The 25,306-nt window shown below is 63.2% G+C and carries 31 protein-coding genes and 1 tRNA gene; 18 read left to right on the top strand and 14 right to left on the bottom strand.

Annotated features, from left to right (window positions below; all coding sequences use genetic code 11):
* Positions 1 to 90 precede the first annotated feature (90 nt).
* Positions 91 to 696: a transglutaminase-like cysteine peptidase gene (locus X760_RS45765; RefSeq protein WP_023717460.1), complete on the top strand. Its 606-nt coding sequence runs from the start codon at positions 91 to 93 to the stop codon at positions 694 to 696.
* Positions 697 to 826: 130 nt separating this feature from the next.
* Here the strand turns inward: X760_RS45765 and X760_RS45760 are convergent, their stop codons facing one another.
* Both X760_RS45760 and X760_RS45755 read right to left on the bottom strand, forming a co-directional pair.
* A complete protein-coding gene (locus tag X760_RS45760; RefSeq protein ID WP_023717459.1) occupies positions 827 to 1,354 on the bottom strand; it encodes a gamma carbonic anhydrase family protein in 528 nt (175 codons plus the stop codon).
* A gap of 18 nt (positions 1,355 to 1,372) precedes the next feature.
* A complete protein-coding gene (locus X760_RS45755) occupies positions 1,373 to 1,717 on the bottom strand; it encodes a hypothetical protein (RefSeq protein ID WP_023717458.1) in 345 nt (114 codons plus the stop codon).
* A 117-nt stretch (positions 1,718 to 1,834) separates the two neighbouring features.
* Between X760_RS45755 and X760_RS45750 the strand changes: the two genes are divergently transcribed.
* Both X760_RS45750 and X760_RS45745 read left to right on the top strand, forming a co-directional pair.
* Entirely contained in the window at positions 1,835 to 2,566 is a 732-nt protein-coding gene (locus X760_RS45750) for a hypothetical protein (protein WP_023717457.1), read from the top strand.
* Between the two features lie 237 nt (positions 2,567 to 2,803).
* Positions 2,804 to 3,091: a GIY-YIG nuclease family protein gene (locus X760_RS45745; protein ID WP_023717456.1), complete on the top strand. Its 288-nt coding sequence runs from the start codon at positions 2,804 to 2,806 to the stop codon at positions 3,089 to 3,091.
* Between the two features lie 223 nt (positions 3,092 to 3,314).
* On the opposite strand, the gene X760_RS45740 is transcribed toward X760_RS45745, so the two are convergent.
* Positions 3,315 to 3,518, bottom strand: a complete 204-nt coding sequence (locus tag X760_RS45740; RefSeq protein ID WP_023674799.1) for a DUF3126 family protein — start codon at positions 3,516 to 3,518, stop codon at positions 3,315 to 3,317.
* A gap of 213 nt (positions 3,519 to 3,731) precedes the next feature.
* Positions 3,732 to 4,580 carry a serine O-acetyltransferase gene (cysE, locus tag X760_RS45735; RefSeq protein ID WP_023717455.1) on the bottom strand — a complete coding sequence of 283 codons (849 nt, stop codon included), beginning with the start codon at positions 4,578 to 4,580 and terminating at the stop codon, positions 3,732 to 3,734.
* Positions 4,581 to 4,741: 161 nt separating this feature from the next.
* Here cysE and X760_RS45730 point away from each other — a divergent pair, with 161 nt between their 5' ends.
* Positions 4,742 to 5,362 carry a hypothetical protein gene (locus X760_RS45730; protein ID WP_023717454.1) on the top strand — a complete coding sequence of 207 codons (621 nt, stop codon included), beginning with the start codon at positions 4,742 to 4,744 and terminating at the stop codon, positions 5,360 to 5,362.
* Here X760_RS45730 and X760_RS45725 read toward each other — a convergent pair.
* The 5 genes from X760_RS45725 to X760_RS0137115 form a co-directional block, all read right to left on the bottom strand.
* Positions 5,359 to 5,859 (bottom strand): GNAT family N-acetyltransferase, encoded by a 501-nt coding sequence (locus tag X760_RS45725; protein WP_023717453.1) that lies wholly within the window; start codon positions 5,857 to 5,859, stop codon positions 5,359 to 5,361. The genes X760_RS45730 and X760_RS45725 overlap by 4 nt on opposite strands.
* Positions 5,860 to 5,926: 67 nt before the next feature.
* Positions 5,927 to 6,298: a hypothetical protein gene (locus X760_RS45720; protein WP_156948019.1), complete on the bottom strand. Its 372-nt coding sequence runs from the start codon at positions 6,296 to 6,298 to the stop codon at positions 5,927 to 5,929.
* A gap of 133 nt (positions 6,299 to 6,431) precedes the next feature.
* A complete protein-coding gene (locus X760_RS45715; protein ID WP_023717451.1) occupies positions 6,432 to 7,199 on the bottom strand; it encodes an alpha/beta hydrolase in 768 nt (255 codons plus the stop codon).
* A gap of 20 nt (positions 7,200 to 7,219) precedes the next feature.
* Positions 7,220 to 7,783 (bottom strand): DUF192 domain-containing protein, encoded by a 564-nt coding sequence (locus X760_RS45710; protein WP_023717450.1) that lies wholly within the window; start codon positions 7,781 to 7,783, stop codon positions 7,220 to 7,222.
* A gap of 19 nt (positions 7,784 to 7,802) precedes the next feature.
* On the bottom strand, positions 7,803 to 8,378 hold the full coding sequence (locus X760_RS0137115; protein ID WP_348633207.1) for a cold-shock protein: 576 nt from the start codon (positions 8,376 to 8,378) through the stop codon (positions 7,803 to 7,805).
* Positions 8,379 to 8,615: 237 nt separating this feature from the next.
* Here X760_RS0137115 and gloA point away from each other — a divergent pair, with 237 nt between their 5' ends.
* Together gloA and X760_RS45700 are read left to right on the top strand one after the other, a co-directional pair.
* Positions 8,616 to 9,056 carry a lactoylglutathione lyase gene (gene gloA / locus X760_RS45705; protein WP_023717449.1) on the top strand — a complete coding sequence of 147 codons (441 nt, stop codon included), beginning with the start codon at positions 8,616 to 8,618 and terminating at the stop codon, positions 9,054 to 9,056.
* Between the two features lie 77 nt (positions 9,057 to 9,133).
* Positions 9,134 to 9,427 (top strand): DUF2218 domain-containing protein, encoded by a 294-nt coding sequence (locus tag X760_RS45700; RefSeq protein ID WP_023717448.1) that lies wholly within the window; start codon positions 9,134 to 9,136, stop codon positions 9,425 to 9,427.
* Positions 9,428 to 9,435: 8 nt separating this feature from the next.
* On the opposite strand, the gene X760_RS45695 is transcribed toward X760_RS45700, so the two are convergent.
* Both X760_RS45695 and ilvA read right to left on the bottom strand, forming a co-directional pair.
* Positions 9,436 to 10,008 (bottom strand): DUF1697 domain-containing protein, encoded by a 573-nt coding sequence (locus tag X760_RS45695; protein ID WP_023717447.1) that lies wholly within the window; start codon positions 10,006 to 10,008, stop codon positions 9,436 to 9,438.
* Positions 10,005 to 11,261, bottom strand: a complete 1,257-nt coding sequence (ilvA, locus tag X760_RS45690; RefSeq protein ID WP_023717446.1) for a threonine ammonia-lyase IlvA — start codon at positions 11,259 to 11,261, stop codon at positions 10,005 to 10,007. Before ilvA ends, X760_RS45695 begins: the two co-directional genes overlap by 4 nt.
* Before the next feature lie 126 nt (positions 11,262 to 11,387).
* Here ilvA and X760_RS45685 point away from each other — a divergent pair, with 126 nt between their 5' ends.
* The 3 genes from X760_RS45685 to X760_RS45675 all read left to right on the top strand — a co-directional run bounded on the left by X760_RS45685 (position 11,388) and on the right by X760_RS45675 (position 15,255).
* Positions 11,388 to 12,782 carry a hypothetical protein gene (locus tag X760_RS45685; RefSeq protein WP_031193531.1) on the top strand — a complete coding sequence of 465 codons (1,395 nt, stop codon included), beginning with the start codon at positions 11,388 to 11,390 and terminating at the stop codon, positions 12,780 to 12,782.
* A gap of 103 nt (positions 12,783 to 12,885) precedes the next feature.
* On the top strand, positions 12,886 to 13,959 hold the full coding sequence (locus tag X760_RS45680) for an alpha/beta hydrolase (protein ID WP_023717444.1): 1,074 nt from the start codon (positions 12,886 to 12,888) through the stop codon (positions 13,957 to 13,959).
* A gap of 132 nt (positions 13,960 to 14,091) precedes the next feature.
* Complete coding sequence (locus X760_RS45675) at positions 14,092 to 15,255, top strand: alpha/beta hydrolase (RefSeq protein ID WP_023717443.1); 1,164 nt, start codon at positions 14,092 to 14,094, stop codon at positions 15,253 to 15,255.
* A 261-nt stretch (positions 15,256 to 15,516) separates the two neighbouring features.
* On the opposite strand, the gene ade is transcribed toward X760_RS45675, so the two are convergent.
* Positions 15,517 to 17,328, bottom strand: a complete 1,812-nt coding sequence (gene ade, locus X760_RS45670; RefSeq protein ID WP_031193529.1) for an adenine deaminase — start codon at positions 17,326 to 17,328, stop codon at positions 15,517 to 15,519.
* Positions 17,329 to 17,585: 257 nt separating this feature from the next.
* Here ade and X760_RS76175 point away from each other — a divergent pair, with 257 nt between their 5' ends.
* Positions 17,586 to 17,801 (top strand): hypothetical protein, encoded by a 216-nt coding sequence (locus X760_RS76175; RefSeq protein WP_156948018.1) that lies wholly within the window; start codon positions 17,586 to 17,588, stop codon positions 17,799 to 17,801.
* A gap of 87 nt (positions 17,802 to 17,888) precedes the next feature.
* Here the strand turns inward: X760_RS76175 and X760_RS45665 are convergent, their stop codons facing one another.
* A complete protein-coding gene (locus X760_RS45665) occupies positions 17,889 to 18,341 on the bottom strand; it encodes a cupin domain-containing protein (RefSeq protein WP_023717441.1) in 453 nt (150 codons plus the stop codon).
* Positions 18,342 to 18,620: 279 nt separating this feature from the next.
* On the opposite strand from X760_RS45665, the gene X760_RS45660 reads away from it, so the two are divergent.
* Positions 18,621 to 18,706, top strand: a tRNA-Leu gene (locus X760_RS45660).
* 64 nt (positions 18,707 to 18,770) lie between these two features.
* Here the strand turns inward: X760_RS45660 and X760_RS45655 are convergent.
* Positions 18,771 to 19,349: an NUDIX domain-containing protein gene (locus X760_RS45655; protein WP_023717440.1), complete on the bottom strand. Its 579-nt coding sequence runs from the start codon at positions 19,347 to 19,349 to the stop codon at positions 18,771 to 18,773.
* Between the two features lie 153 nt (positions 19,350 to 19,502).
* Between X760_RS45655 and X760_RS45650 the strand changes: the two genes are divergently transcribed.
* From X760_RS45650 to X760_RS45620, 7 genes are all read left to right on the top strand, one after another.
* Entirely contained in the window at positions 19,503 to 20,606 is a 1,104-nt protein-coding gene (locus X760_RS45650) for an NADH:flavin oxidoreductase/NADH oxidase (RefSeq protein WP_023717439.1), read from the top strand.
* Positions 20,607 to 20,718: 112 nt separating this feature from the next.
* A complete protein-coding gene (locus X760_RS45645; RefSeq protein WP_023717438.1) occupies positions 20,719 to 21,036 on the top strand; it encodes an SH3 domain-containing protein in 318 nt (105 codons plus the stop codon).
* A gap of 62 nt (positions 21,037 to 21,098) precedes the next feature.
* Positions 21,099 to 21,392, top strand: a complete 294-nt coding sequence (locus tag X760_RS45640) for a DUF982 domain-containing protein (protein WP_031193527.1) — start codon at positions 21,099 to 21,101, stop codon at positions 21,390 to 21,392.
* Positions 21,393 to 21,420: 28 nt separating this feature from the next.
* Positions 21,421 to 21,660 carry a DUF2188 domain-containing protein gene (locus X760_RS45635; protein WP_023674770.1) on the top strand — a complete coding sequence of 80 codons (240 nt, stop codon included), beginning with the start codon at positions 21,421 to 21,423 and terminating at the stop codon, positions 21,658 to 21,660.
* A gap of 164 nt (positions 21,661 to 21,824) precedes the next feature.
* Positions 21,825 to 22,910 carry a sn-glycerol-3-phosphate ABC transporter ATP-binding protein UgpC gene (gene ugpC, locus X760_RS45630; RefSeq protein WP_023717436.1) on the top strand — a complete coding sequence of 362 codons (1,086 nt, stop codon included), beginning with the start codon at positions 21,825 to 21,827 and terminating at the stop codon, positions 22,908 to 22,910.
* Positions 22,911 to 22,943: 33 nt separating this feature from the next.
* Complete coding sequence (locus X760_RS45625; RefSeq protein ID WP_023717435.1) at positions 22,944 to 24,269, top strand: ABC transporter substrate-binding protein; 1,326 nt, start codon at positions 22,944 to 22,946, stop codon at positions 24,267 to 24,269.
* A gap of 86 nt (positions 24,270 to 24,355) precedes the next feature.
* Positions 24,356 to 25,306: a sugar ABC transporter permease gene (locus X760_RS45620; RefSeq protein ID WP_023717434.1), complete on the top strand. Its 951-nt coding sequence runs from the start codon at positions 24,356 to 24,358 to the stop codon at positions 25,304 to 25,306.

Below are 25,306 nucleotides of genomic sequence, written 5' to 3'. Positions count from 1 at the left end.
CTATTGGAGTTTTACTTAATGTCTACTTCGCGCTTTTGCGTCAAATAAATCCAGCCGTGTCATTGTCTCCTCAAACGGGGAGACTGAATAATGAAAAGGATGAGGGGCAAGCTGTTGCTGGCGGCAATAGCGATGCAGCTTTTCGGCTGGGGGATTGCAAGCGCGGCGGAGCCGGCGTTCATGCATACCGGCGGCCGCACCACGCAGCCGGTCGGTCACTACGAATTGTGCCGGCAGATTCCGCAGGAATGCAATCAGAGGACGCCGAACCGCGCACCGGTCGAACTCACCCGCAAGCTGTGGGCAACGATCGTCAAGATCAACAATTCGGTCAACAGCAGGGTCGCGCCGCGCACCGACATGGAAATGTGGGGCAAGGAAGAAGTCTGGTCGTTTCCCAAAGGCTTCGGCGACTGCGAGGACTATGCGCTGGAAAAGCGCCGCGAACTGATGAGCATGGGCGTGCCGGCCGGCGATCTGCTGATGACGGTGGTGCGCCAGCGCAACGGCGACGGCCATGCGGTGCTGACCGTGCGCACCAGCCTTGGAGAGTTCATCCTCGACAATCTCCAGCCCAAGGTGCTGTCCTGGACCAAGACCAGTTACACCTACCTGAAGCGCCAGTCCGACCGCAATTCCGGCGCCTGGGTAACGATCAACGACGGCCGCTCCGACGCGGTCGCCAGCGTCCGCTGAGGACGCGACGGAAAACCCGGTCGAGTCCCCACCCTCCCCGTCCCCAACGACCGGGTTTAGGAGCCGGCCCCGTCCCCGGGCCGGCTCCACCATTTCTGGGCTTGCGATAGGCGGCCTTCACTGACCGGCGCTACACTTTCCTCAACCCAGCCCTGAACCGCCTGCCGTTGGCCACATAATGCGCGGCAGAGGCGCGCAGCCTGGCGATTGCGGCTTCGTCGAGCGTCCTGACGACGCGCGCGGGCGAGCCGACGATCAGTGAATTGTCGGGGAATTGCTTGCCTTCGGTGACCAGTGCACCAGCCCCGACCAGCGAGTTGTTACCGATCTTCGCGCCGTTCAGCACGATGGCGCCCATGCCGATCAGGCTGTTGTGGCCGATCGTGCAGCCATGCAGCAAGGCACGGTGGCCGATCGTGCAGCCTTGGCCGACGGTCAGCGGAAAGCCGGCGTCGGTGTGCATGATGGTGTGCTCCTGCACGTTGGTGTCGGCGCCGATGACGATCGGCTCGTCGTCGCCGCGGGCGACGACGCCGAACCAGAAGCCGGCATTGCGGCCGATCCTGATATTGCCGATCAGCGTGGCGTCGGGCGCGATCCAGTTGCTGTCGGCGTCCTCGAAGGCGGGCGCTTTTCCGTCAATCGCGTAGATCGGCATCGCTGTCTCCAGATCGTCTCACACCGACAAGCTGCCAGACCCTAGAAGCGAAGCCGCCCACGACGCAATGGCGATCACCACCATGCCCAGCGCCAGCGCCCAGATGGTCGCCGTACAGCCGCAGGAGATCAGCCCCAGCACCGAGATGCGACGCTCCCGCCAGGCGTCCAGCGCCTCGTTGACGAACATCAGCGGCCCGGCGCAAGCCGTCGCGGCGAGCGAGCGCAGCATGTGCTTCGACGATACATAGGGCTGGACGAAGGCAAGCTTGCGGCCGGCGACCAGTTCCATCGCCGATCCGGCCAGGCCGCAAGCCGTCAGCCCAGCCATAAAACTGAATATGATTTGTTCGACCGGGCTCATCTTTACCCTCCGTTTACCATGAAATCGCACAGTCGCCTGCAAAGCTGCGTAGCAAGAGCCGTGCCGCGCCGAGATGTGCCGTTCAGGCACACCGATGGGACGGCAACGAGGATCGCGATGAAGCAGGCAGCCGCCACAGAGGGCCCGCAACTCAGCGTCGTCGATTCGACGCTGATGAAGCGGGTGTTTTATGCGTTCGCGACGCTGGCGCTGCTTTCGGTGGCGATCAGCCTTGGCGGCGAATGGTTCGGCCGCTCGATCGCCATGGCCGGGTACACCGACGACACCACGGTCCACAAGGTCGTCATCGGCAACAACATCATCGCCGTGCCGGCCAATGTCATCCGCTTTGCCCAGGCCCGGCGCGACGGTATCGCCTCGCGGCTCGACCTCTATCTGCGCTATCCCGAGATGGACGGCTACAGCGAGGTTGCCCGCAACGACTTCAACCACACCGGAGCCAGCAAGGACATCGTTTTCCTGTCGTTCGAGCCGCAGATGATGTCGCGCGACATGAGCGGCCGCTTCGCGCCGATCTACAGCGCGCTGATCGCCCAGCCCGGCACGCCCGGCCCTGGCGGGACGCTGCTTTACGCCTTCAGTGAAAAATCAGGCTATCTCAACGAAGTGCTGGCGGTCGCCAACCGCCCCGGCAAGGATCCGTTCGTTGCCCGCTGCCTGAGCGGGCCGAGCGCGGACGAATCGCTGGCGCCCTGCGAACGCGACATCCTGGTCGGCGACAATCTCAGCCTTACCTACCGCTTCCCCCGGGAATTCCTGGGCGACTGGCAGGCGCTCGACGCAGCGATTTCTGGCGAGGCAACGCGTGTGCTGAAGGCAGGGCGATAGGGCTTGATCCTTTGACCGACCCTGAAGGGCTGAGGGCTGGAGCCCCGGCCAATCGGGCTACCAATCTCCAGGGTTTGCGATTAGCTGTGGGCCCACCACGCCTTCGTCATCCTAGGGCGGAGCAGGAGCGAAGCGACGTCGCGGGGGACCCTAGGATCCATGCCGTTACGCCAGTCGAAGAATGCAGCGGCTCAGAACGGTGCTTGCATCCGCAACAATGCCTACTACCCTTCAGCCATGACGGGCTATGCCTACATGACTGCAAGCCAGAAGCGCGGCACGATCTACATCGGTGTCACCAACGACCTCGGCCGCCGCATGCCGGAGCACAAATCTGGCGAAGGCTCGCGCTTCACCAGCCGCTACGGCGTACAGCGTCTGGTCTGGTACGAGGACCATTTCGACATTCGCGACGCCATCCAGCGCGAGAAGTCGCTGAAGCGCTGGCCACGCCGGTGGAAGATCGAGCTGATCGAGAAGACCAATCCAGAGTGGTTCGAACTTTTTCGCGGGACTGGTTGGTAGAGGACGCCCAGCCGGTGCCAAGAAGCATTCGATTCTGGTCAGAGCGGAGCACTGCCGCGAGGTAACGGCATGGCTCCCAGGGTCTGCGCCGCGTCGCTTCGCTCCTTGCTCCGCCCTGGGATGACGAAGGGAGGGATGCTCCAGCCAGTCTCCGAGGTTTGCGCTCCGCCATCAGGCGGTCCCGCCTGCAACAAGCAGGTCCGGCCAGCACCAAATTCCCGGCTCAGGCCAGATCGATATCGAGGATCGCCATCGAGAAATTATAGTCGCCGTCGTCCTCGTCCTTGAAGACGATGCCGAGGAACTCGTCGCCGACATAGACCTCGGCCGAATCTTCCTTGCGCGGCCGCGCCTTCACTTCGAGTTTGGGGTTCTGGAAGGTGCGTTTGAAATAGGCGTCCAGCTTTCTGATTTCGTCCGGCTTCAACAGTCTTCTCCGATCGTCGCTTGCTCAAGTGCGTCGCGTCTGAAGAGATCGATGCGACGCGCTTTAAATCTTGCTTCATGCATGTCGCTATCCCAAAACAGCTGGGCACTATTGGGCGACATGCATTGGTGAGCGCGCTTCTGGCACGTCGACAATGGCCATGTAAAGGCAAGCCGGCATAGAGGGCAGGAATTCAGCCCCCTGCTCGAGCACTCAGATGTCGAAGCTGACGACGTGGTCCATCGTCTGCGACGGCAACAGCTGGTCCATCTGCCGCGAAGGCTGGTCGCAGCCGGTCTCGCCGACGACGCGGGCCGGCACGCCGGCAACCGTCTTGTTGTGCGGCACCGGCGACAGCACCACCGAGCCGGCCGCGATCTTGGAGCAATGGCCGATCTCGATGTTGCCGAGGATCTTGGCGCCGGCGCCAATCAGCACGCCATAGCGGATCTTGGGATGACGGTCGCCGCCGGCCTTGCCGGTGCCGCCCAGCGTGACGCCGTGCAGGATCGACACGTCGTCCTCGATCACCGCCGTCTGGCCGACGACGAGGCCGGTGGCGTGGTCGAGGAAGATGCCCTTGCCGATGCGGGCGGCCGGATTGATGTCGGTCTGGAACACCGAGGACGATCGGCTCTGCAAATACAGCGCGAAATCCTGGCGGCCCTGGTTCCACAGCCAATGCGCCAGCCGGTGCGTCTGGATGGCATGAAAACCCTTGAAGTAGAGCACCGGCATGATGAAGCGGTCGCAGGCCGGATCGCGGTCGTAATAGGCCTGGATGTCGACGCGCACCGTCGTCGACCAGTCCTTGTCGTCGGCCGCCATCGCCTTGAATGTCTGGCGGATGAGGTCGGAGCCGATGTCCTGGTGGGCGAGGCGCTCGGCCAACCGGTGGATAACCGCTTCTTCCAGGTTTTCCTGATTGAGGATGGTCGAATAGAGGAACGCCGCCAGCAGCGGATCGCGGTTGACCGCTTCCATTGCTTCATCGCGGATCGAACGCCAGATCGGATCTACCGGCTGCACCCTGGTGGGACGGGAAATCGTAACGCTGTTCATCTGCTGTCTCCGGCCATCCAATGTCTCAGGCCATCCAATGTCTCGGCTTGGCGGCTTGCCTATTCTCCGGCCGCACCTATAAGCCAGATCATAGCACGGGTGAACTCAATTTTCCTTAGTGCTTCGTCAAATGGATTTGGTTGGCGGAATTTCAAGCAGCCATGGAAAACGCAACCTTGATGGACGAGACGCTGAAGCGCGAGCTTTCCGCGCTGTATGACGCCGCGGATCGCCACTACCACGACCTTGGCCACATCGAGGCGATGCTGGCGCTAGCCAACGATTACAAGGCATTGCTGCATGATCCTGAAGCAGTCGAAGCGGCGATCTGGTTCCACGACGCGATCTACGACGGCCGCGCCAAGGACAATGAGGCGAGGAGTGCCGCACTTGCCGAGACAAAGCTCGCCGGCCGCGCCGATGCACAACGCATCCGTCGCATCGCGGCGATGATCACTGCCACCGCCGGCCACGAATTGCCGTCCCTTGGCGACCAGCATGCCGTTCGTGACGCGGCGCTGTTCCTCGACATGGACCTGGCGATCCTGGGTGCTGCGCCTGACGTGTTCGACGCTTACGAACAGGCGGTTCGCCGCGAATATCAGTGGGTCGATGAGCCGATGTGGCGGGCCGGCCGTGCCGCTGTCCTAAAGGGCTTCCTCGCGCGTCCGCATATCTTCCATAGCGAGGAATTCCGCCGGCGCTTCGAAACCCAGGCCCGGCAAAACATGGCGCGCTCGCTCAGGGCGCTTGGCGATAACCTCAGCTCAGACAAATCCTAATCCGGAAACGTCTCCATGCGCTGCGCATAGGCCTTGAAACCGGCTCGCCCGTAGACAGATCGCGCGCCCGGATGATCGTGGGTATCGGTGTGGAGCCAAACCCTTTCGGGTTCATGCGACCAGACGGCGCGCAGCGCCCGGTCGAGCAGGTACGGCCCAAGCTTGCGGCCCTGAAGAGCCGGAACGACCCCGAAATGGGCCAATTCGACAACCGGCTCGCCGACGCCCGTGAATTCGCATAGGCCGGCTGCTTCGCCGTCGACGCGCAGGACATGGATATGCGTCGACGGGCTGGCGAGAAGGCGCTCAAGGTCGCCCAAGGGCATGCGCAGCCGCTGATCCCATTGCACAGGCTCGCCAACGGCGCGGTAGAGGCTGATGTAATCAGCGACGCCAAGCGTTTCGCGCATCACCGCCGCGCCCGGTGCGGGTGCGGCAAAGCCGCCGCCGGACGGCGGCTCGGTCATCTCCAGATAGGTGACGACAAGATCGACCATGGCAACTCGCGCAGATTTGAAGCTGAGGGGTCGCGTCGGTCGCTTGCCTGCCGGAGGCTTGTCGAGATCAGGTGAATGCGCCAAAAGTCGATGCCATTGCCCACAGCATGACCCCCCCGGCCGCAAGCGACGCGCCATTGACCACGATGCCAGCCAGGCCGAGCACACGATTGTCGTCTGGGCGCCCCACGGCCATCAAGCCGAAGACCACGCCGATAAGATGTGCCAAAGGGCCGGCCATAAAAAATACCGCAGCGAAGAAGCCCGTCGCACTGTTCTGGAGCAGTGGGGAGGCGTCGCTCGGCATTGCTATCAACGCGGTGATCGCAATCGCCCCTGTCGCCAATGCGGCCACCGCTAGAACAACGGACCATTCGCCGAACCTGCTTTTCGCAACGACGCCCGGCAAAGCGGCGTCGCTTCTTCCCCATTGTGCCATCGTACCCCCCTGCCCTCGTTCAGCGCGTGGCGGGTTTGAACCGATCCACAAGTCGCGCTTATTTACTGCTGTATCGTTGCAAAACCGCTAAGAACCCAGCTTCAGGCCCTATGGCCGCTTTGGGAGCCGTCCATCAAAGCGGATGCTCCCCATAAAACTCCAGCACACGCTGCTTGAAGGATTTGTCGCCGACCGCCAGCATGTGGTCGCGGCCTTCGATATGAAATGCCCTGGCGTTCGGCATCAAGGCAGCGAGTTCATCCGGCGAGCCGCCGATGTCGTCCTTGGTTCCCACCGCAATCAAGGTCGGCTGGGCAATGCGGGCAATGTCGGCCTCGCTCAGCAATTCGCGCGACGTGGCGATGCAGGCGGCGAGCGCCCGGCGATCGCTGCGGGTCTGGTGGGCGAAGGCGCGGAACGAGCGGCCGCGCGGGTCGCTGGTGCCTGCGGGATCCTCGGCCAAGAGGGCGTCGGCTATCGGATCCCAGTCGCCGACGCCGTCGACCATGCCGATGCCGAGACCGCCGAAGACCAGCGTCGCCACCTTGTCCGGCTCGGAGAGCGCCAGGAAGGCCGATATGCGCGCGCCCATCGAATAACCCATGACATGGGCGCGTTCGATGCCGAGATGGTTCAAAAGCGCTGCCGCGTCGGACGCCATTTTTGCCGGCGTGTAGTCTGCTTCGTCATAGCTTTTCGACGACGAGCCATGGCCGCGATTGTCGAAGGCGATCGCACGGTAGCCGGCATCGTTCAGCGTCTTGAACCAGCCGGGCGACACCCAGTTGACGTAGTGGCTCGAGGCAAAGCCGTGGATCATCAGCACCGGATCGCCCTGCCCCGATGCTGGCTGGCGGTCAAGGAAAGCAAGCTCGAAACCGTCATGGGAGAAGAACTGCATCGGCCGAAGATCCTGCCCGTTCAGTCGGAATCGACATTCGGCGCATCGCCCTTGTCGGGCGGCGGCATGGCTGGCCCCGCCGCCGTGCCGATGGCCGGATGGCGCAGCAGGTCGCCGTCCTTGATGCCCTTTTTGGCGGCGGTTCCTGCCTTGAGCTCGAGCACGAAGCGCACCGGTTCGTCCGGCGAGATGATCGCCTCCGACTGCGGCTCGCCTTGCTTGATCGCCCGGATCCGGCCGTCCTGGCCGACGAAGATCAGGTCGAGCCGCAGCGGCGTGTTCTTCATCCAGAAACTCACATGCTGCGGCGCACCGAAGACGAACAGCATTCCGTGATTGTCGGCCATGTGGCGGCGGAACATCAGGCCGGCCTCGCGCTCGGCGGGCGTGTCAGCGATTTCGACGGAGAAAGAACGCTCGCCCGCCTTCGTCACCGCGACCAGCGGCGCCGGGTCGACGGGAAGGATCATCGCCTTGCCGTCGGCCGAACTCGATTGCTGAAAATAGAAGAAGGCGCTTGTGGCGACGATGAGGAAAATCCCGGCGTAGAGCGCGCCCGCCGTCAGCCGGTTCCTGTGAGCCATATGAAATCCTCGGCCGGAACTAATGCGAGACCGGCAAGGTACCCATATCGGGGTGAATTTCGGCAGCCATAAGGCCTTTGTCGCCGCGTCCGAAGCGGACCAGCACCACCTGGCCCGGACGGAGTTCGGTGATGCCGTAGCGGCGCAGCGTCTCCATGTGGACGAAAATGTCCTCGGTGCCCTCGCCGCGGGTCAGAAAGCCGAACCCCTTGGTGCGATTGAACCATTTCACCAGCGCCCGTTCGAGACCGCTTTCCGGCGTCACTGCGACATGGGTGCGCTGCTCCTGCAGCTCTGCCGGATGCACCGCTGTGGTGACATCCATCGAGAGCACGCGGAAAGCCTGCAGCCCGCGCTCGCCCTGCTTGACCAGGCAGACGACACGGGCGCCTTCCAGGGCGGTCTGAAAACCGTCCTTTCGAAGGCACGTCACATGGAGGAGGATGTCGCCCGAAGAACCATCATCGGGAAGGATGAAACCGTAGCCCTTGGCCACGTCGAACCACTTGATGGCGCCGGCGATTTCGACGAGATCGGCCGTATCGGCGCTCTCATCCCGCTTCAACGCATCGTTACCGGCCCCGTCCCGCCCCATGAAAGAGGCCTTTTCCCCCATAAGAACGCCCCCTTTTTTCAAGAAACACCGCAACTGATTCTTGACGCCAGATTAACACCGCGGCTTCCGGTGTGTGCAAGACCTGACGTGCCTTTTTTCACGGTTCCGTACAGGAATAGCGGATTTGTCGTTTGCCGGCGCCGGCAAGCGTGGCCAATTGCCCTTTGGCCGGGCCGCCCTTATGTTGCGCCGCAACGCAACATACGGAGGAAATCCATGCGCTATCTGCATACCATGGTCCGCGTCGCCGACATCGATGCTTCGCTCGATTTCTACTGCAACAAGCTTGGCCTGAAGGAAGTGCGCCGCCACGAAAGCGAGCAAGGCCGCTACACGCTGATCTTCCTCGCCGCGCCCCAAGACGAGCAAAGCGGCATCAGCGAGAAAGCGCCGCTGGTCGAGCTGACCTACAATTGGGATCCGGAAGACTACAGGGGCGGCCGCAATTTCGGCCATCTCGCCTATGAGGTCGACGACATCTACGCCACCTGCCAGCGGCTGATGGACAATGGCGTCACCATCAACCGGCCGCCGCGCGACGGCAACATGGCGTTCGTCAAATCGCCGGACGGCATCTCGATCGAGCTGTTGCAGAAAGGCCCGGCAAAGCCGAAGGCCGAGCCCTGGGCGTCGATGCCGAACACCGGAAGCTGGTAACCGATCACGCCATCTTGAGCGGACGTCGCCTGGCCCTGGTTCGGTTTCGCGTCCGCATTCCCAAGGAGAATTCATTCATGCCGACCAGCCATGTCGACGTCGCCACCGAACATGCCAGCCGCTATTTGCAGCAGCTGTGCAAGCATTGGGCGCACAAGTTTCCCGTCGAATTCGACCCGAACCACGGCAGCATCGATCTGACGCTCGGCCGCACGGTTCTCGATGCCGACCCGGCGGTGCTGCACATTGCGGTGACGACTGATGAGGCCAGCTCGCTGGAGCGCCTGGAAACGGTCGTCGCCGAGCACATCAAGCGCTTCGCCTTCCGTGAGGAGCTGGCATTCGACTGGAAACGCGCTCCGGCCGCGTAGACGACCTATCAACCGCCGGCCTTGGCCATCTCCAGCAGCATCAGCACGGTGCGCCAATTGCGCGCCGTGCCGGGCACCTTCAGAACGCGCGGGATGAGATTGGCAAAGACCGATTTGCCGAGCCCGTCGGGCGCATGCAGGTAAAGCACGTCGCCCTTGATCTCGAAGCGTTCGGGCCCAGTGCATTTTTCCGCCAGCCGGGCGAACTCGTCGGCGGTCGGCTGGCGCTCCAGCGCATAGGCGTGCAGCTTGGTCGGCTCGCCCGCGACTTCCGGATAGGGATTTTCCGCCGCCAGCCGCTCGAGCCAGCCGAGATCGCGCACCATGATGCGCGAGTGGAATCTCCATTTCTTTTCGAATTCCGCTTCCAACCGCCTGGTCAGCATCGCCGCATCGCCATCTGGCGACCGGAAGACGGCGTTGCCGCTCTGCACATAGGTGGCGATATCTGAGAAACCGAGTTCCTCGAAGAATGACCTGAGTTCTGCCATTTTGACGATGCGATTGCCGCCGACGTTGATGCCGGAAAACAGCGCGACAAAAACCTTTCCCTGAGCGCTCGGAAGATCGTTGCTGCTCATATGATGAACCCGGCGAGCGTCTCGTTGTCGGTAATGTCGTGATAGTGGACGCTCTCGGCGTCGAAATTCGCCTTTAGCAGGTCGAAATTGCGGCGGTCCTTGGTTTCGATGCCGATCAGAACCGAACCGAAATTGCGCGCCGATTTCTTCAGATATTCGAAGCGGGCGATGTCGTCGTCGGGGCCAAGCAATTCGAGGAAATCGCGCAACGCGCCGGGCCGCTGCGGAAAACGGATGATGAAGTATTTCTTCAAGCCCTCGAAGCGCAGCGCCCGTTCCTTCACATCCGGCAGCCGCTCGAAATCGAAATTGCCGCCGGACACCACGGCAACGATGGTCTTGCCCCTGATTTCCTTTTTGGGAAAATCTTTCAGCGCGTCGATCGCCAGCGCGCCGGCCGGCTCCAGCACGACGCCTTCGACATTGAGCATTTCGATCATGGTCGCGCAGAGCCGATTTTCCGGAATCAGCCGCACTGCGTCGGCGGCAAACTCCCTGAGGTGGCGCAGCGGCTCGCGGCCGATCTCGGCCACCGCCGCGCCGTCGACGAAATTGTCGACCTTGGCGAGCTTTACCCGCTTTCCGGCGGCGAGGCTCTCGCTCAGGCTCGGGGCGCCTGCCGGCTCGCAAAAGACGAAGCGTGTTTCACGCTGCTGGTCGGCGAAATAATGGGTGACGCCGGCGGCCAGGCCACCGCCGCCGACCGGCAGCATGACGATATCAGCCATGCGTGCGCCGGGCATCTGGCCTGATATCTCATAGGCGACGGTCGCTTGCCCTTCGATGATGTCCTTGTGGTCGAAAGGCGGCACCATGTGTGCGCCGGCAGTTTCGGTGAATTCGAGTGCGGCGCGATAGCAGTCGTCGAAGAAATCGCCGACCAGCCTGATCTCGACGAATTCGCCGCCGAACAGCCGCGTCTTGTCGATCTTCTGCTGCGGCGTCGTCACCGGCATGAAGACGACGCCCTTTTTGCCGAAATGACGGCAGACGAAGGCAAAGCCCTGCGCATGATTGCCGGCCGAAGCGCAGACAAACAGCTCGGCATTGTTGCCGGCGGCGAGCGACTTGCGGAAGAAGTTGAAGGCGCCGCGGATCTTGTAGTAGCGCACCGGCGTCAGGTCCTCGCGCTTCAGCAGCACCCGCGCGCCGGTCTTCTTCGACAGGTAGTCGTTTTCCTGCAGCGGCGTTTCCGGAAAGATCTCGCGGATCGCGGCAGCGGCGGCAGCGACGCGAGAGGAGAAACTGGTCATGGCAAGAGCACCCCACAGGCTAGCCGAATTCGGTCCCGCTATTGCATATCCGGCCTCGCGAAGCCATTGTCCGGCCACCCGAAAGGGTGTTCCCAAAACCTCGTTGGCCGTTAGGAGCGTCTGTTCATGCCTGTCGCATCGGTGGCCCGGAAAACCGTGTCGCTGCCGGAGTTCGGCGAGCCGACGGTGATGCCGCTGGTTACGCGCGCCACCTATGAGGCCCGCATCGCGGCACTGGTCGCGCGCGGCGGGTTCGATGCATTGGTCGTCTATGGCGACCGCGAACATGCGGCCAATGTCGCCTATCTCTGCGGCTACGATCCGCGCTTCGAGGAGACGCTGCTGGTCATCGTTCCCGGCAAGTCGCCGAAACTGCTGGTCGGCAATGAGGGCTGGGGCTATGCCGAAATCTGCGACGGGCCGTACGAGCGCGTGCTCTACCAGACGTTTTCGCTGCCGGCGCAGCCGCGCGACCGCTCGCAAGCGCTGGCCGACATCCTCGTCGATTGCGGCCTGAAGGCCGGCCAGCGCATCGGCGCCATCGGCTGGAAGCCGTTCGGCCCCGGCGATGCCGGTTTTGGCGAAACGACGCTCGACCTGCCGTCCTTCATCGCCGACACGCTGCGCACGCTTGCCGGCGATAAAGGGGCGGTTGCCAACGCGGCTAACCTTTTGATGAACCCTGCCGACGGCCTGCGCGCCATCAACGAGGCCGACCAGCTGGCCGCGTTCGAATTCGCCGCGACCTATTCCTCGCAAGGCCTGCGCAATGTCCTGCAAGGCATCGAACCCGGCATGACCGAATTGCAGGCGGCGCGGCTGATGGGCATCAACGGCCTGCCGCAATGCTGTCACCCGATGCTGTCGGCCGGCAGGCGTGCGGCCTATGGCCTGCCGAGCCCGCGCCTCGAAATCATCAAGCGCGGCGACCCGATCACCATGGCCTACGGCATCCAGGGCTCGCTCAATGCCCGCGCCGGTTTTCTGGTCGAGGACGCGGCCGAGCTTCCAAGGGGCATCCAGGACTATGTCGAGAAGCTGGTCGCGCCCTATTTCTGTGCCGTCGTCGACTGGTACGAGACGGTCGGCATCGGCGTTCCCGGCGGCGCGTTGTGGCAAGCGGTGCACGATCGCATCGGCGCTCCGTTCTTTGGCGTGTCGCTCAATCCCGGCCATCTCATCCATATCGACGAATGGATGCATTCGCCGATATTTTCCGGCTCCGACATCAGATTGAAGTCGGGCATGGCCTTCCAGGTCGACATCATCCCGGCGACCGGCACCGATTATTTCACCACCAACATCGAGGACGGCATCGCGCTGGCTGACGAGGCGCTGCGCGAAGAGATCGCCGCGCGCTATCCCGAAGCCTGGCACCGCATCGAGGCGCGCCGCGCCTTCATGACCGACGTGCTCGGCATAAGGCTGAAGCCGGAAGTGCTGCCCTTTTCCAACATTCCGGCCTTCCTGCCGCCGTTCTGGCTTTCGCGCAACAGTGCGATGGCAGTCGAGCGGCGCTGAGCGCATTTCGGCGCCTGCGACTTACTTCCGCCGCACTTCGGCTGTCCGGGAGATGCGGCGGAGGTGGATGGGCCTTTGGTTAGGCCGGAGTGGAATTGCTTAAGTGCCCTTGAAGACGATTTGCATCATTGTCCTTGCCGCGCTGCTCGCCGGCTGCGGCGGCCGCCAAACCGAGGAACTGCTCGGCAGCGCCATGATGGCGGTGCCGGTGACGGAAATCGCCGGCAACCACTCGATCTTCATCGCCACCACGCGCAAGCGCTCCGACGATCCCAACAAGGTCTTCGACGGCGAGCGCTCGGCGACGCTGAACTATGCCCGCGTCAACGTCACCGTGCCCGGCATCCACAAGACAGGCCAGATCGAGCGGCGCTCGCGCGGCAAGTCGGACGATCCGGCCAAATACTTCATGGCTTCCGAGGTCGTCGGTTACGACACCCAGCCGAAATTCTCCAGCGCGCTCAGCGCCGACATCGCGGCGCGCGGCGGCCGCGTCATGGTCTTCGTCCACGGCTACAACACCGGCTTCGACGCCGCCGTCTATCGCGTCACCCAGATCACCCATGATTCCGGCTATCCGGGCACGCCAGTGCTGTTTTCCTGGGCGTCGGGCGCCAAGACCACCGACTATGTCTACGACAAGGAAAGCGCCAGCGTTGCCCGCGACCAGCTGGAAGTGACGCTGAGAATGCTGGCGCAGACCGGCGCGCGGCGCATCGACATCGTCGCCCATTCGCTGGGGACCTGGGTCACCATGGAGGCGCTGCGCCAGCTCGCCATCACCGGCGACCGCGATCTCGGCGGCAAGCTCGGCGACGTCGTGCTGGCCTCGCCCGACATCGACGTCGACGTGTTCAAGAGCCAGATGCGCCGCTACGGCAAGCCGAACAAGCCGTTCATCCTGCTGCTCTCCGACGACGACCGGGCGCTGCGGCTGTCCGGCCTGATCGCCGGCGCGCGGCCGCGGGTCGGCGACTACAAGGACGCCGCCGACCTCGCCAGCTATGGCGTGTCGGTCGTCGATCTCTCCAGCGTCAAGGGCGCCGACCGCTTCAATCACACCAAATTCGCCGACAACCCGGAATTAGTGCAGTTGATTGGCCAGAAGCTGCGCGAGGATGACGGGTTTGCCAGCGACCGCGAGGTGACCGACCGCATCGCCTCGGTCGGACAATAGCTGCATTGCGCAGCAGTGATTGTTGACCATGCCGCACCATCGGAACAGTTTGAACTGGACCGTGCCGGCCTCTGCCTCTATCGAATAGGCCAAGACGTCTCCGGCTCGACGTCGCCCGTTGCGGGAGCCCGCGTGACCGTGCCTTCGAAGATATTTCTCGTCGTTGCGTTCGCGCTCGCGCTGGCAGGCTGCGCCGGCCAGAACACGCACGATCTGCTCAACAAGACGACGATCACGGTGCCTGCTGCCGATATCGCGGCGACGCATAAGATCTTCGTCGCCACAACCCGGCAAAAGGCGACGAAAGAGCCCCGGCAGGTATTCGACGGAGACCGCTCGCCGACCACCAGCTTTGCCAGCGTCGAGGTGACCGTTCCCAAGGTCCACCAGGTCGGCGCCATCGAACGGGTCAAGGGCTCGGCCAACAGCAATCCGGCGAAGGATTTCACGGCGACCGCCGTCACCTTCTACGAAGGCGCGCCGCAATTCGCCAAGGCGGTCGGCGCCGACATCGCCATGCGCGGCGACCGGGCGCTGGTTTTCGTGCATGGCTTCAACAACGGCTTCGACGACGGCATCTACCGGCTGACGCAGATCGCGCATGACACGAAATATCCCGGCACGCCGGTGCTGTTTTCGTGGGCCTCGAGCGGCAAAACGACCGGCTACATCTACGACAAGGAAAGCGCCAATGCGGCGCGCGACGATCTCGAAGCGACGCTGCGCATGCTCGCCAAGAGCCGCGCCAAGAGCATCGACATCATTGCCCATTCGATGGGGACCTGGGTGACCATGGAAGCATTGCGCCAGCTTGCCATCACCGGCGACCGCGACCTTGGCGGCAAGCTCGGCTACGTCATCCTGGCTTCCCCCGACATCGACGTCGACGTGTTCAAGAAGCAGATGATCCGCTACGGCAAGCCAGACAAGCCGTTCGCCGTGCTGCTTTCGGGCGACGACCGGGCGCTCAGGCTGTCGACCCTGATCTCCGGCGACAAGCCACGTGTCGGCGACTATGGCGACGCGGCCGACCTCGCCAGCTATGGCGTCTCGGTGGTCGACCTGACCAAGACCAAGGGCGGCGACCGGCTGAACCACGCCAAATTCGCCGACAACCCGTTCCTGGTGCAGTTGCTCGGCGACCGCCTGCGCGCCCCGGCCGGCCTCGCCTCCGAAGAGACCGCGCCGGCCCAGCTCGACAATCTCGGCCAGGGCCTCGGCAAGGCCGTCGGCTCGGTGGCCGAGATCGTCATCACCACGCCGTTCAAGGTGCTGACCATCGCCACCGGCGGGTGAGGCGGCCGCTGAGCGGTCACTGTTGACGTCAGTTCGGAACAAAGCGCACGGCAGCGATCCTTCGCGCCCCCCTCTGTCCTGCCGGACATCTCCCCCACTTGGGGGGAGATTGGCCGCCACCTCGGCTTTTGCCAATCGCCAACGTTGCTGAACGAGCCGGCGGCGAAGCTGCCGATCTCCCCCCTCGTGGGGGAGATGTCCGGCAGGACAGAGGGGGGCGCTGTCCCGCCGGCATCAAAAGGTTTCCACACCGCAGCAACCCTAAACGAACAGATCAACCTTCTGGAACGTCGTCACGTCGATCAGGCCGACGTCGGAAATCCTGAGCTCGGGGATGACGACCAGCGCCAGCAGCGAGTGCTGCATGTAGGCGTTGTTGAGCGAGCAGCCCATCTGGCGCATGGCGTCGCTGAGTTTGTCCGCCTTGGCGGCGACGATTTCCGCCCGCTCGTTCGACATCAGCCCGGCGATCGGCATTTCGACCAGCGCCAGCTCCTTGCCGTTGGAAAACAGCACGACGCCGCCGCCGACCTCGCCCAGCCGGTTCACGGCCAGAGCCATGTCCTGCTTGTTGGTGCCGACGACGATGATGTGGTGGGCATCGTGCGCCACGCTGGAGGCCATGGCGCAGTCGCCGATATAGCCGAAGCCGGAGACGAAGGCGTTGGTGACGCCGCCCGTGCCCTTGTGGCGCTCGACCAGCGCGATCTGGCAGACATCGTTGCGGCGGTCCATGGCGACCAGCCCGTCCTCCACCGCAAGATCGGCCTCCAGCGCCCGCGTCGGCGCCTGGTTCTCGATGACGCCGATGACGCGCACCCGCACCTCGTTGGCGCCCTTGGGTGCCGCGATGTCGAAATCGCCGGCTTTGAGCTTCTTGCCGAGCTTGACGGTGTTCTTCGCCGTCCGCGGATAATTATAGGCCGGAATGTCGACTTCGAGCTTGCCGCCCTTGGCCAGCCTGACGCCGCGGCCATAGACTTCGTCGATGGTCATTTCGGCCAGGTCGGAGACGATCAGCAGATCGGCGAGCCGTCCAGGTGCGATCGAGCCGATCTCGCGTTCCAGCCGGAAATGCTGGGCGGTGTTGAGCGTCGCCATCTGGATCGCCGTCACCGGCTTCAGCCCTTGGCTGATGGCGTGGCGCACGACCCGGTCCATATGGCCTTCATGCACGAGGGTACCGGAATGGCTGTCGTCGGTGCACAGGATGAAGTTGCGCGGGTCGAGCCCGCTCTCCGTCACCGCCTTGATCTGCGAGGCGACGTCATACCAGGCCGAGCCCAGCCGCAGCATTGCCTTCATGCCCTGGCGGACGCGGGCGATGGCATCCTCGGCGCGCGTGCCTTCGTGATCGTCCTCGGGGCCGCCGGCGACATAGCCGTGGAACGGCAGGCCGAGATCGCGCGAGGCATAGTGCCCGCCGACGGTCTTGCCGGCCCTCACCGTCGCGGCGATCTCGCCCGACATCACCGGATCATTGGCGGCGACGCCGGGGAAATTCATCACCTCGCCGAGCCCGATAATGTTTTCCCAGGTCATCGCCTCGGCAACGTCGGCGACGGTCAGCTCGGCGCCGGCATGCTCCAGCCCCGGCGCCGACGGCACGCAGGACGGCATCTGCACATGCACGTTGACCGGCATGGCGACCGCCTCGTCATGCATCAGCCGCACGCCCGGCAGGCCGAGCACATTGGCGATCTCGTGCGGATCGATGAACATCGAGGTGGTGCCATGCGGGATCACCGCGCGGCAGAATTCCGTCACCGTCACCATGCCGCTCTCGACATGCATATGCGCGTCGCAAAGCCCCGGCACCAGATAGCGGCCGCCGGCATCGACCACCTTGGTGCCCTGGCCGATGGCATGGCCGGCATTCGGCCCGCAATAGGCGAAGCGGCCGCCGGCAATGGCGATGTCGGTGCCGGCGATGATCTCGCCCGAATGGACGTTGACCCAGCGCCCGTTGCGGATGACGAGATCGGCGGGTTTGCGGCCCATGGCGACATCGACCAGATGCGTCGCCATCTCGGCCCAGGGTTTTGGTTTCGTCGCACTGGCGGTCTTCGGCATCAACAGGCTCCTCTTTGCCCGACTGTGCCAAGCCGCGAGGATTTTGACCAGCGAGGAAGTAAGCGCCGACGGCGAAGTTGCAGATCTCCCCCCTTGAGGGGGAGATGTCGCCGAAGGCGACAGAGGGGGTCGGGACATCCTGACGCGAACCTTTACCGCGAACAAAACAGGCTGGCGCTCGACGCGCGACGACCCCCCTGGCCTGCCCTCTTGCCACAACTTGCCATCTCCCCCTCAAGGAGGGAGATCGATGCGCCATGGCTTTCGCCAATCGCCAAGGGCATTTTGTGCCGGCCGCAGCAACTTTGTTCTTGCTTTGTGCCGGCAGCTATGCTACTAATTTGGGTATGGTGCCAATTGGCTCCAACGACCCGTCCTCCCGAGGCGGGTTTTTTTTGTTATTGCGCCATTCATGGCAAATGGCCCAGGCGGAATACGATTCCGTTGCGGCCAATCAGCCTTCGTCTCGTTAGAGGATCCTTCTGAATCGACGCTCGCGGAGTTTGACGCACTCCATCGTTCGAGCCTTCGGCCGGTTCAATCAATTCGATCGCGAACTGTCACTTCTTGCTCGGATCGTCTGCCGGGTTGACGTAGGTGATCTTGAATGGCCCCTCGCCATGAACCTGGATGATCGTTTCGCTTGTCGTCCAGGCGAAGTGATTCATTCCGGCCGGCGCGACGCCGAAGCCGCCAGCAGTCAGTTCGACGCCTTTCGCCTCGTCGAACTTATCGCCCATTCCAACATGGAAGTTGCCGGAAAGCACCGTTACGTATTCCGTGGTGGGATGATTATGTGCGGCAATTTTGTAGCCGGCGGGTGTCTTCAACCGCAGCACAAAGGCGCCGTCCTTTGAGGGATCTCCCGCGACAACAGCCATTTCCGCCCCAGCGGGAATGGCAGCAGGAGCAGGACCCCATTTGATGTCTTTGGCGTTCATCGGCATCTCATCGGCAAACAGAGGCGCCGTCCCAACAAGCAGCAGTGCCAGGGCAGAGGCAAGCTTGAGCATGACAATCTCCCAGTGTTTGTAGAGGATGGCGTCGAGTATCGGAGCGCCGATCCACTTGCCACTTCGAGCCTTACCAGGGCAGAGCGCCCGAACGCATCCTGCGAACGGGGGACGCGCATTCGCGGTAGCCGCGGAAGCTGCCGCTAAAAACATTTCCAGGTGAAACGATTTTGTTTGTATCACTGTAGGTGATCGGCCTCGCTAGCTTCCAGTGCCAGATTTGTCGACGGCAGAAGACGGCTTGACGGCCTTTGGCTGGCGGCTGAAAAGGGCTGGCCTGCGGACGTGGCGGAATTGGTAGACGCAAGGGACTTAAAATCCCTCGATCTCTGATCGTACGGGTTCGATTCCCGTCGTCCGCACCAGATTTGGTCTCGTTTGATAGTCTCCGTAACTGGAGACCGGGCGCTCGACCCAGTTCTGGGCCCCTCACACCCCAATCGGGTTCAGCTTCAAATGCTGGATCAGCATAATGGTCTTGGCGTCGATGATCCGACCGTCGTGGATGCCGGCCAGCGCCTCGTCGAGCGGCATTTCGAGAACCTCGATGTCCTCGCCTTCGTCATGGGCGCCACCGCCGTCGGAAATGCGGTCGGCGGGCGAGTAGCGAGCGACGAAGAACCAGAGCCGCTCGGTGACGCTGCCGGGGCTCATATAGGGCGAAAACAGCCGCTGCACGTCCTTCAGCCGATAGCCGAGTTCCTCCTCGGCCTCCTTGCGGATACAGGTTTCGGGATCGTCTTCGTCGAGCAGGCCGGCGCAGGCCTCGATCAGCGGCTCCTTGTGGCCGGTGACGTAGGCGGGGTAGCGGAACTGCCGCACCAGAAGCACAGTCGAGCGCTCGGGATCGAAAGGCAGGATCACCGCGCCGTCGCCGCGATCGTAGGTCTGGCGGGTATGCGTTTCCCATTTGCCGTCGCGCCGGCGGTAGTCGAAGACGGTCTTTTTCAAAACCGCCCATTCGTCGGACAGGACTTCCTCCGAGCGGATGCGAATGCGATCTTCCATGGTGGACTCCCTGCTGCCGCGGCAAGGCGTAGCCGCGAACGGCGGTTCTTGCAATCCGGCTACCAATTGGTCCAGTGCGCCGGTTCACCCTCTCGTGTCTGGCGCATCTGCAAGTGCCTGCCTAAATAGCGGCAACCCTTTCCGGAGTTTTTTATGACCTCATCTCTTTTCCAGCCGATCATCCTCGACGGCCTCACCTTCCCCAACCGCATCGCGGTCGCGCCGATGTGCCAGTATTCGGCCGAGGACGGCTCGGCCAGCGATTGGCACCTCTATCACTGGATGAACCTGGCGATGTCGGGTGCCGGCATGGTCACCGTCGAGATGACCGAGGTCGAACGGCGCGGCCGCATCTCGCATGGCTGCCTCGGCCTTTACTCCGAGGACAATGAGGCGGCGGCGCGGCGCACGCTGAATGCAGCCAAGCGCGTCGCCGCGCCGGGCACGAAATTCGGCACTCAGCTTGCCCATGCCGGCCGCAAGGCCTCCAACCGGAAACCCTGGGAGGGCGGCGGACCGCTGAATGCCGATCAGGATCCGTGGCCGATCGTGTCGGCCTCGGCAATCGCCTACGACACCGGCTGGCAGGTGCCGCGGGCGCTGGAGGATGACGAGATCCTGCAAATCATCGAACGCTTCGCCGAAGCGGCACGGCGGGCCGAGCGGGCCGGCTTCGACTTCATCGAGCTGCATGCCGCGCATGGCTATCTGATCTTCCAGTTCCTGTCGCCGCTTTCCAACCGGCGCACCGACCGCTGGGGCGGCTCGCTGGAAAACCGCATGCGTTTCGCCGTCGAGATCGCCAAGGCGGTGAAGAAGGCGGTGCCCAGGCTGATGCTGGGCGCGCGGCTGTCGATCAAGGAATGGGTCGATGGCGGCTTCGACGTCGAGGATGCGATCGAAGCGGCAAAAGCGCTGAAGGAAGTCGGCGTCGCCTATCTCTGCTGCTCGAGCGGCGGCAATTCGCCGTTGCAGAAGCTGCCGTCCGGACCCGGCTACCAGGTGCATCTGGCGGAAGCGGTGCGCAAGGGCGCCGGCATCGCGACGCGGGCCGTGGGCCTGATCGACGATCCGAAACAGGCCGAGGCGATCGTCGCCGATGGGCGCGCCGACATGGTGGCGCTGGCGCGCGCCTTCCTTGCCGATCCGCGCTGGGGCTGGCGCGCCGCGGCCACCTTCGGCGAAAAAATCCACCCGGCGCCGCAGCTTGCCCGCTCGGTGACGACGATGCAGCATTGGATGAAGGCGGCGAACTGACGCGGCGGGTTCTCACCTCGCTGGACAGGGAACCATAGCTTCGCTTTGATCCTCTGCCGGTGTAGAGTGGCGAGGGCCGCGGCTGGGCGCGGCAGGTTGGGGGAGCAGAGACATGTCGTTCAGGGGGATTTCCATTGCGGCTGCTGCCGCGGTTTTGGCCGGGCTGTCGTTTGCCACATCGACGCCGGCCGGGGCGCAATATTGCGAAGGCACGGTGCACGGTCTTTCCAGGCACTACAATCTGGCAACGGGAAGCGGCTTTCTCGCCGTTCGGGCCCGGCCGAACTCGTCGTCGCGCATGATCGGGCAATTGTTCAACGGCGACCAAACCGAGATCTTTGACCGTCGCGGAAACTGGTACCAGGTCGATTTCGGCGGCCGCGCCGGCTGGGCGAATGCGCGCTGGCTGCGCAACGACTGCGGCTATTGAGGTATTTTCGCCCGAGCTAAAATAGCTGTTGCAACCAAATCGGCCGCTCCGCGTTGGCGGCGATGATGGACAGCAAGCCATTTGAAAAGCCGGTCGTGGTCGAACTCGGCCATGTCGGCAAATATCGGCATATCCGCAGCGCCCAGGAGGCGGCGGAGTGCCTGATGACGGTCTGGCCACTCAATCGCGGGCCGCGTCATCGTGATGCCCTCGACACTTGCCTAAAAGTGCTGGAAGGTTATCGTTCGACGGCCGATGCACGCCGGGCACTGATCGAAGCCGCCAGGGAATCGGACGTGCTGGTTACGGACGACAAGCCGCCAGACGACAGACTGGCCGATGACAGGCTGCATTGAGGCAACGGGCTTTCAACCGGAGGGTTTCATGGCGAAACTGACCTACAAGATCGTCGAGCATGATGGAGGCTGGGCCTACAAGGTCGGCTCGACATTCTCCGAAACGTTCCCCACCCATCAGGACGCGTTGCGCGCCGCCGAGATCGCTTCCGCCGAACAGCAGGTCGCCGGCAACACCGACGGCATCCAGTACGAGGACGCCGACGGCAAATGGCACGACGAGCTCGCCGACGGCCGCGACCGGCCGCAGACCGAGGTTTCGGATTAGGGTGTGTCGATATCCAGGTGATGCCGGCGTGCTTTACAGGTCGGTTTGGTAGCGCTACCGTCTCACATCGCGCGTGACCGGGGAGGAGCCTGGGCGCTGTCGCGGGCCAGGCAAGAAAGCGGTTTCCTTCGAAGTCGTTGCAGGAATCAGTCGGGAGGAGATCGATGGCGTCTGTCGCAATCGGCGATGTCTACAAGTCATTTGGGACCGTCGAGGTCCTGCACGGGGTCAGCGTCGATATAAACGACGGCGAGTTCGTCACGTTGGTCGGTCCTTCGGGTTGCGGAAAGTCGACCCTGCTCAGGATGATCGCCGGCCTGGAAAAGATCTCGCGCGGCCAGATCGCGATCGGCAAACGTATCGTCAACAACGTTGCGCCAAAAGAGCGCGACGTCGCCATGGTTTTCCAGAACTATGCGCTCTACCCGCATATGACGGTCGCCGAGAACATGGCGTTCTCGCTGATGCTCAAGGGCGTTCCCAAGACGGAGAGCGATGCCGGCGTGCGGCGCGCGGCAGAAATCCTGGGACTGGTGCCGCTGCTCGACCGCTATCCGCGCCAGCTTTCCGGCGGCCAGCGCCAGCGCGTCGCCATGGGCCGGGCGATCGTACGTGACCCGCAGGTTTTCCTGTTCGACGAGCCGCTGTCCAATCTCGACGCCAAGCTCAGGGTGCAGATGCGCGCCGAGATCAAGGAACTGCATCAGCGCCTGAAGACGACGACGGTCTACGTCACCCACGACCAGATCGAGGCGATGACCATGGCCGACAAGATCGTCGTCATGCACGACGGCATCGTCGAGCAGATCGGGCCGCCGCTCGAACTCTACGACCGGCCGAACAATCTTTTTGTCGCCAGCTTCATCGGCTCGCCCGCCATGAACATGCTGAGGGGCGAGATCGTAAGCGACGGCTCGCCGTCGTTTCGCGGCGCCGGAGGGATTTCGGTCCCGTTGGCCTCGGCACTTTCCATCGGCAATGGTGAGCCGGTCGTGCTGGGGATACGGCCCGAGCATTTGCGGCTATCCGACAATCAGGGCATTCCGGTCACTGTCGTGGTGGTCGAGCCGACAGGGTCCGAAGTGCAGCTCATCGGCCGAACCGCCGGCGGCGAGGAGATCGTCGCCAATTTCCGGGAACGGCATTCCTTCACGCCGGGCGAAACCATCCGGCTTACGGCCGAGCCTGGCCTCATCCATCTCTTTCACGGCAAAACCGGACAGCGGTTCGAAACACCCATCAAGCAGTAGGACGGCACGGACAATAAGCAGGAGGAAGCGAGCATGAAATTCACCAGACGCGACGTGATCCGCACCACCGCCGGCGCTGCGGCGGGAGCCTTGGGAAGCCGGCTCATCGGCTCTCCCGCCTTTGCCCAGGAGGGATTCAAGTACAAGCCCGAGGACGGCGCCAAGCTCAGGCTGCTGCGCTGGTCGCCCTTCGTGCAGGGCGACGAGGATCAATGGCTGGCCAACACCAAGCGCTTCACCGAAGCGACCGGTGTCGAGGTCCGCGTCGACAAGGAAAGCTGGGAGGACATCCGTCCCAAGGCAGCGGTCGCCGCCAATGTCGGCTCCGGCCCGGACTTGATGTTGGTCTGGTTCGACGACCCGCATCAATATCCCGACAAGCTGCATGACGTGACGGAACTGGGCGAATATCTCGGCTCGAAATATGGCGGCTGGCACGATGGACCGAAGCAATATGCGACACGGCAAGGCAAATTCCTCGGCCTGCCGCTGGCCACCATCGGCAATGCCATCGTCTATCGTGAAAGCTGGGTGAAGGAGGCCGGCTTCTCCGAATTTCCGAAGGACACGGCAGGCTTGCTCGAGCTTTGCAAGGCATTGCAGGCGAAGGGACACCCGGCCGGCTTCACGCATGGCCACGGCGTCGGCGACGGCAACAACTACGCCCACTGGCTGCTATGGAGCCATGGCGGCCAGATGGTCGACGAGAGCGGCAAGGTGACGATCAACAGCCCCGAGACGCTGAAGGCGATCGAATACGCGCAACAGCTCTACAAGACCTTCATTCCCGGTACCGAAAGCTGGCTCGACGTCAACAACAACCGCGCCTACCTGGCCGGCGAATTGAGCGTGATCGCCAATGGCATTTCCGCCTACAACACCGCCAAGATCAACAAGGACAAGGATCCGAAACTGACCGAAATCGCCAAGGACACGCGCACGACCAACCTGCCGATCGGTCCTGTCGGGAAATCCGTCGAGCTGTTCCAGGTGACCACGGCCGTGATCTTCGACTACACGCCCTATCCCAATGCGGCCAAAGCCTATCTGCAGTTCATGTTCGAGGAACAGCAAATGTCGCAGTGGATCACGTCCTCGGCGGGCTATTGCTGCCAGACGCTCAAAGCCTTCGACAACAACCCGGTGTGGACGGCCGATCCGAACAATGCCGCCTACGCCAAGGCCTCGGCGACGCTGCGGCCCAACGGCTATGCCGGCCCGCTCGGCTATGCTTCGGCGGCGACCATGGCCGACTATGTGCTGGTCGACATGTTCGCCAAGGCGGTGACAGGCCAGGCGACGCCGCAAGAAGCGATGGCAGAAGCCGAGAAGCGCGCAAACCGCTACTATCGCGTTTGAGCGGATTCAGCCGGGCAGCCATGCTGCCCGGCTTCGAATCGCGCATGGCCGCCTGGCCGATCAATGAGACTTAGAGGAGCCGACCCATGGCCGTGACCTCCGCTGCCGCTCAGCCACCCCGGTCGACGCTGTCGCGCATTTTGACGTTCGTGTCTGAAAGTCATAACGCGCTTGGCTTCGGCTTCATGCTGCCGGCGGCGGCGCTGCTGCTGGTCTTCCTGACCTATCCGCTCGGGCTCGGCGTCTGGCTCGGCTTCACCGATGCCCGCATCGGCCGCCCCGGCATCTTCATCGGCATCGAGAACTACGAATATCTGTGGGATGACGCCGTCTTCTGGCTCTCCGTCTTCAACACCTTGCTCTACACGATCAGCGCCTCGATCCTGAAGTTTGCGCTAGGCCTCTGGCTGGCGCTTATCCTCAACCAGAACCTGCCGTTCAAGTCGTTCTTCCGCGCGATCGTCCTGCTGCCCTGGGTGGTGCCGACGGTGCTGTCGGCCATCGCCTTCTGGTGGATCTACGATTCGCAGTTCTCGATCCTGTCCTGGGCGCTTATGGAAATGGGCCTGATCGACCATCGCATCAACTTCCTCGGCGATCCGGAGAATGCGCGCGCTTCGGTCATCGCCGCCAATGTCTGGCGCGGCATTCCTTTCGTGGCGATCACGCTGCTTGCCGGCCTGCAGACGATTCCGCAGTCGCTCTACGAGGCCGCCACGCTCGACGGCGCCAGCCGCTGGCAATTGTTCCGCTATGTGACGCTGCCGCTGCTGACGCCGATCATCGCCATAACCATGACGTTTTCGGTGCTGTTCACCTTCACCGATTTCCAGCTGATCTATGTGCTGACGCGCGGCGGGCCGGTGAACGCCACCCATCTGATGGCGACGCTGTCGTTCCAGCGCGGCATTTCCGGAGGCCAGCTTGGCGAAGGCGCCGCGATCGCAGTCGCCATGATCCCGTTCCTGCTGGCGGCGATCCTGTTCAGCTACTTTGGCCTGCAACGCCGCAAATGGCAGCAGGGCGGCGGAGATTGA

The sequence above is a fragment of the Mesorhizobium sp. LSHC420B00 genome (genome assembly GCF_000503055.1).
Classification (GTDB): domain Bacteria; phylum Pseudomonadota; class Alphaproteobacteria; order Rhizobiales; family Rhizobiaceae; genus Mesorhizobium.
The sequence above is the reverse complement of the archived record's forward strand: the minus strand, read 5'-3'. Positions and strand labels throughout refer to the sequence as shown.

Excerpts from the sequence above, each read along its gene's own strand:
- X760_RS45715 (WP_023717451.1), bottom strand. The coding sequence starts at position 7,199 with ATGCAGTTCTTCTCCCATGACGGTTTCGAGCTTGCTTTCCTTGACCGC.
- X760_RS45645 (WP_023717438.1), top strand. The coding sequence starts at position 20,719 with ATGTCGTTCAGGGGGATTTCCATTGCGGCTGCTGCCGCGGTTTTGGCC.
- X760_RS45745 (WP_023717456.1), top strand. The coding sequence starts at position 2,804 with ATGACGGGCTATGCCTACATGACTGCAAGCCAGAAGCGCGGCACGATC.
- X760_RS45730 (WP_023717454.1), top strand. The coding sequence starts at position 4,742 with ATGGAAAACGCAACCTTGATGGACGAGACGCTGAAGCGCGAGCTTTCC.
- ade (WP_031193529.1), bottom strand. The coding sequence starts at position 17,328 with ATGCCGAAGACCGCCAGTGCGACGAAACCAAAACCCTGGGCCGAGATG.
- ugpC (WP_023717436.1), top strand. The coding sequence starts at position 21,825 with ATGGCGTCTGTCGCAATCGGCGATGTCTACAAGTCATTTGGGACCGTC.
- X760_RS45760 (WP_023717459.1), bottom strand. The coding sequence starts at position 1,354 with ATGCCGATCTACGCGATTGACGGAAAAGCGCCCGCCTTCGAGGACGCC.
- X760_RS45625 (WP_023717435.1), top strand. The coding sequence starts at position 22,944 with ATGAAATTCACCAGACGCGACGTGATCCGCACCACCGCCGGCGCTGCG.
- X760_RS45695 (WP_023717447.1), bottom strand. The coding sequence starts at position 10,008 with ATGAGCAGCAACGATCTTCCGAGCGCTCAGGGAAAGGTTTTTGTCGCG.
- X760_RS45725 (WP_023717453.1), bottom strand. The coding sequence starts at position 5,859 with ATGGTCGATCTTGTCGTCACCTATCTGGAGATGACCGAGCCGCCGTCC.
- X760_RS45685 (WP_031193531.1), top strand. The coding sequence starts at position 11,388 with ATGCCTGTCGCATCGGTGGCCCGGAAAACCGTGTCGCTGCCGGAGTTC.
- X760_RS76175 (WP_156948018.1), top strand. The coding sequence starts at position 17,586 with ATGGCTTTCGCCAATCGCCAAGGGCATTTTGTGCCGGCCGCAGCAACT.
- ilvA (WP_023717446.1), bottom strand. The coding sequence starts at position 11,261 with ATGACCAGTTTCTCCTCTCGCGTCGCTGCCGCCGCTGCCGCGATCCGC.
- X760_RS45720 (WP_156948019.1), bottom strand. The coding sequence starts at position 6,298 with ATGGCACAATGGGGAAGAAGCGACGCCGCTTTGCCGGGCGTCGTTGCG.
- X760_RS45750 (WP_023717457.1), top strand. The coding sequence starts at position 1,835 with ATGAAGCAGGCAGCCGCCACAGAGGGCCCGCAACTCAGCGTCGTCGAT.
- X760_RS45700 (WP_023717448.1), top strand. The coding sequence starts at position 9,134 with ATGCCGACCAGCCATGTCGACGTCGCCACCGAACATGCCAGCCGCTAT.
- X760_RS45655 (WP_023717440.1), bottom strand. The coding sequence starts at position 19,349 with ATGGAAGATCGCATTCGCATCCGCTCGGAGGAAGTCCTGTCCGACGAA.
- X760_RS45635 (WP_023674770.1), top strand. The coding sequence starts at position 21,421 with ATGGCGAAACTGACCTACAAGATCGTCGAGCATGATGGAGGCTGGGCC.
- X760_RS45710 (WP_023717450.1), bottom strand. The coding sequence starts at position 7,783 with ATGGCTCACAGGAACCGGCTGACGGCGGGCGCGCTCTACGCCGGGATT.
- X760_RS45650 (WP_023717439.1), top strand. The coding sequence starts at position 19,503 with ATGACCTCATCTCTTTTCCAGCCGATCATCCTCGACGGCCTCACCTTC.
- X760_RS45665 (WP_023717441.1), bottom strand. The coding sequence starts at position 18,341 with ATGCTCAAGCTTGCCTCTGCCCTGGCACTGCTGCTTGTTGGGACGGCG.
- X760_RS45620 (WP_023717434.1), top strand. The coding sequence starts at position 24,356 with ATGGCCGTGACCTCCGCTGCCGCTCAGCCACCCCGGTCGACGCTGTCG.
- gloA (WP_023717449.1), top strand. The coding sequence starts at position 8,616 with ATGCGCTATCTGCATACCATGGTCCGCGTCGCCGACATCGATGCTTCG.
- X760_RS45765 (WP_023717460.1), top strand. The coding sequence starts at position 91 with ATGAAAAGGATGAGGGGCAAGCTGTTGCTGGCGGCAATAGCGATGCAG.
- X760_RS45640 (WP_031193527.1), top strand. The coding sequence starts at position 21,099 with ATGATGGACAGCAAGCCATTTGAAAAGCCGGTCGTGGTCGAACTCGGC.
- X760_RS45755 (WP_023717458.1), bottom strand. The coding sequence starts at position 1,717 with ATGAGCCCGGTCGAACAAATCATATTCAGTTTTATGGCTGGGCTGACG.
- cysE (WP_023717455.1), bottom strand. The coding sequence starts at position 4,580 with ATGAACAGCGTTACGATTTCCCGTCCCACCAGGGTGCAGCCGGTAGAT.
- X760_RS0137115 (WP_348633207.1), bottom strand. The coding sequence starts at position 8,378 with ATGGGGCGGGACGGGGCCGGTAACGATGCGTTGAAGCGGGATGAGAGC.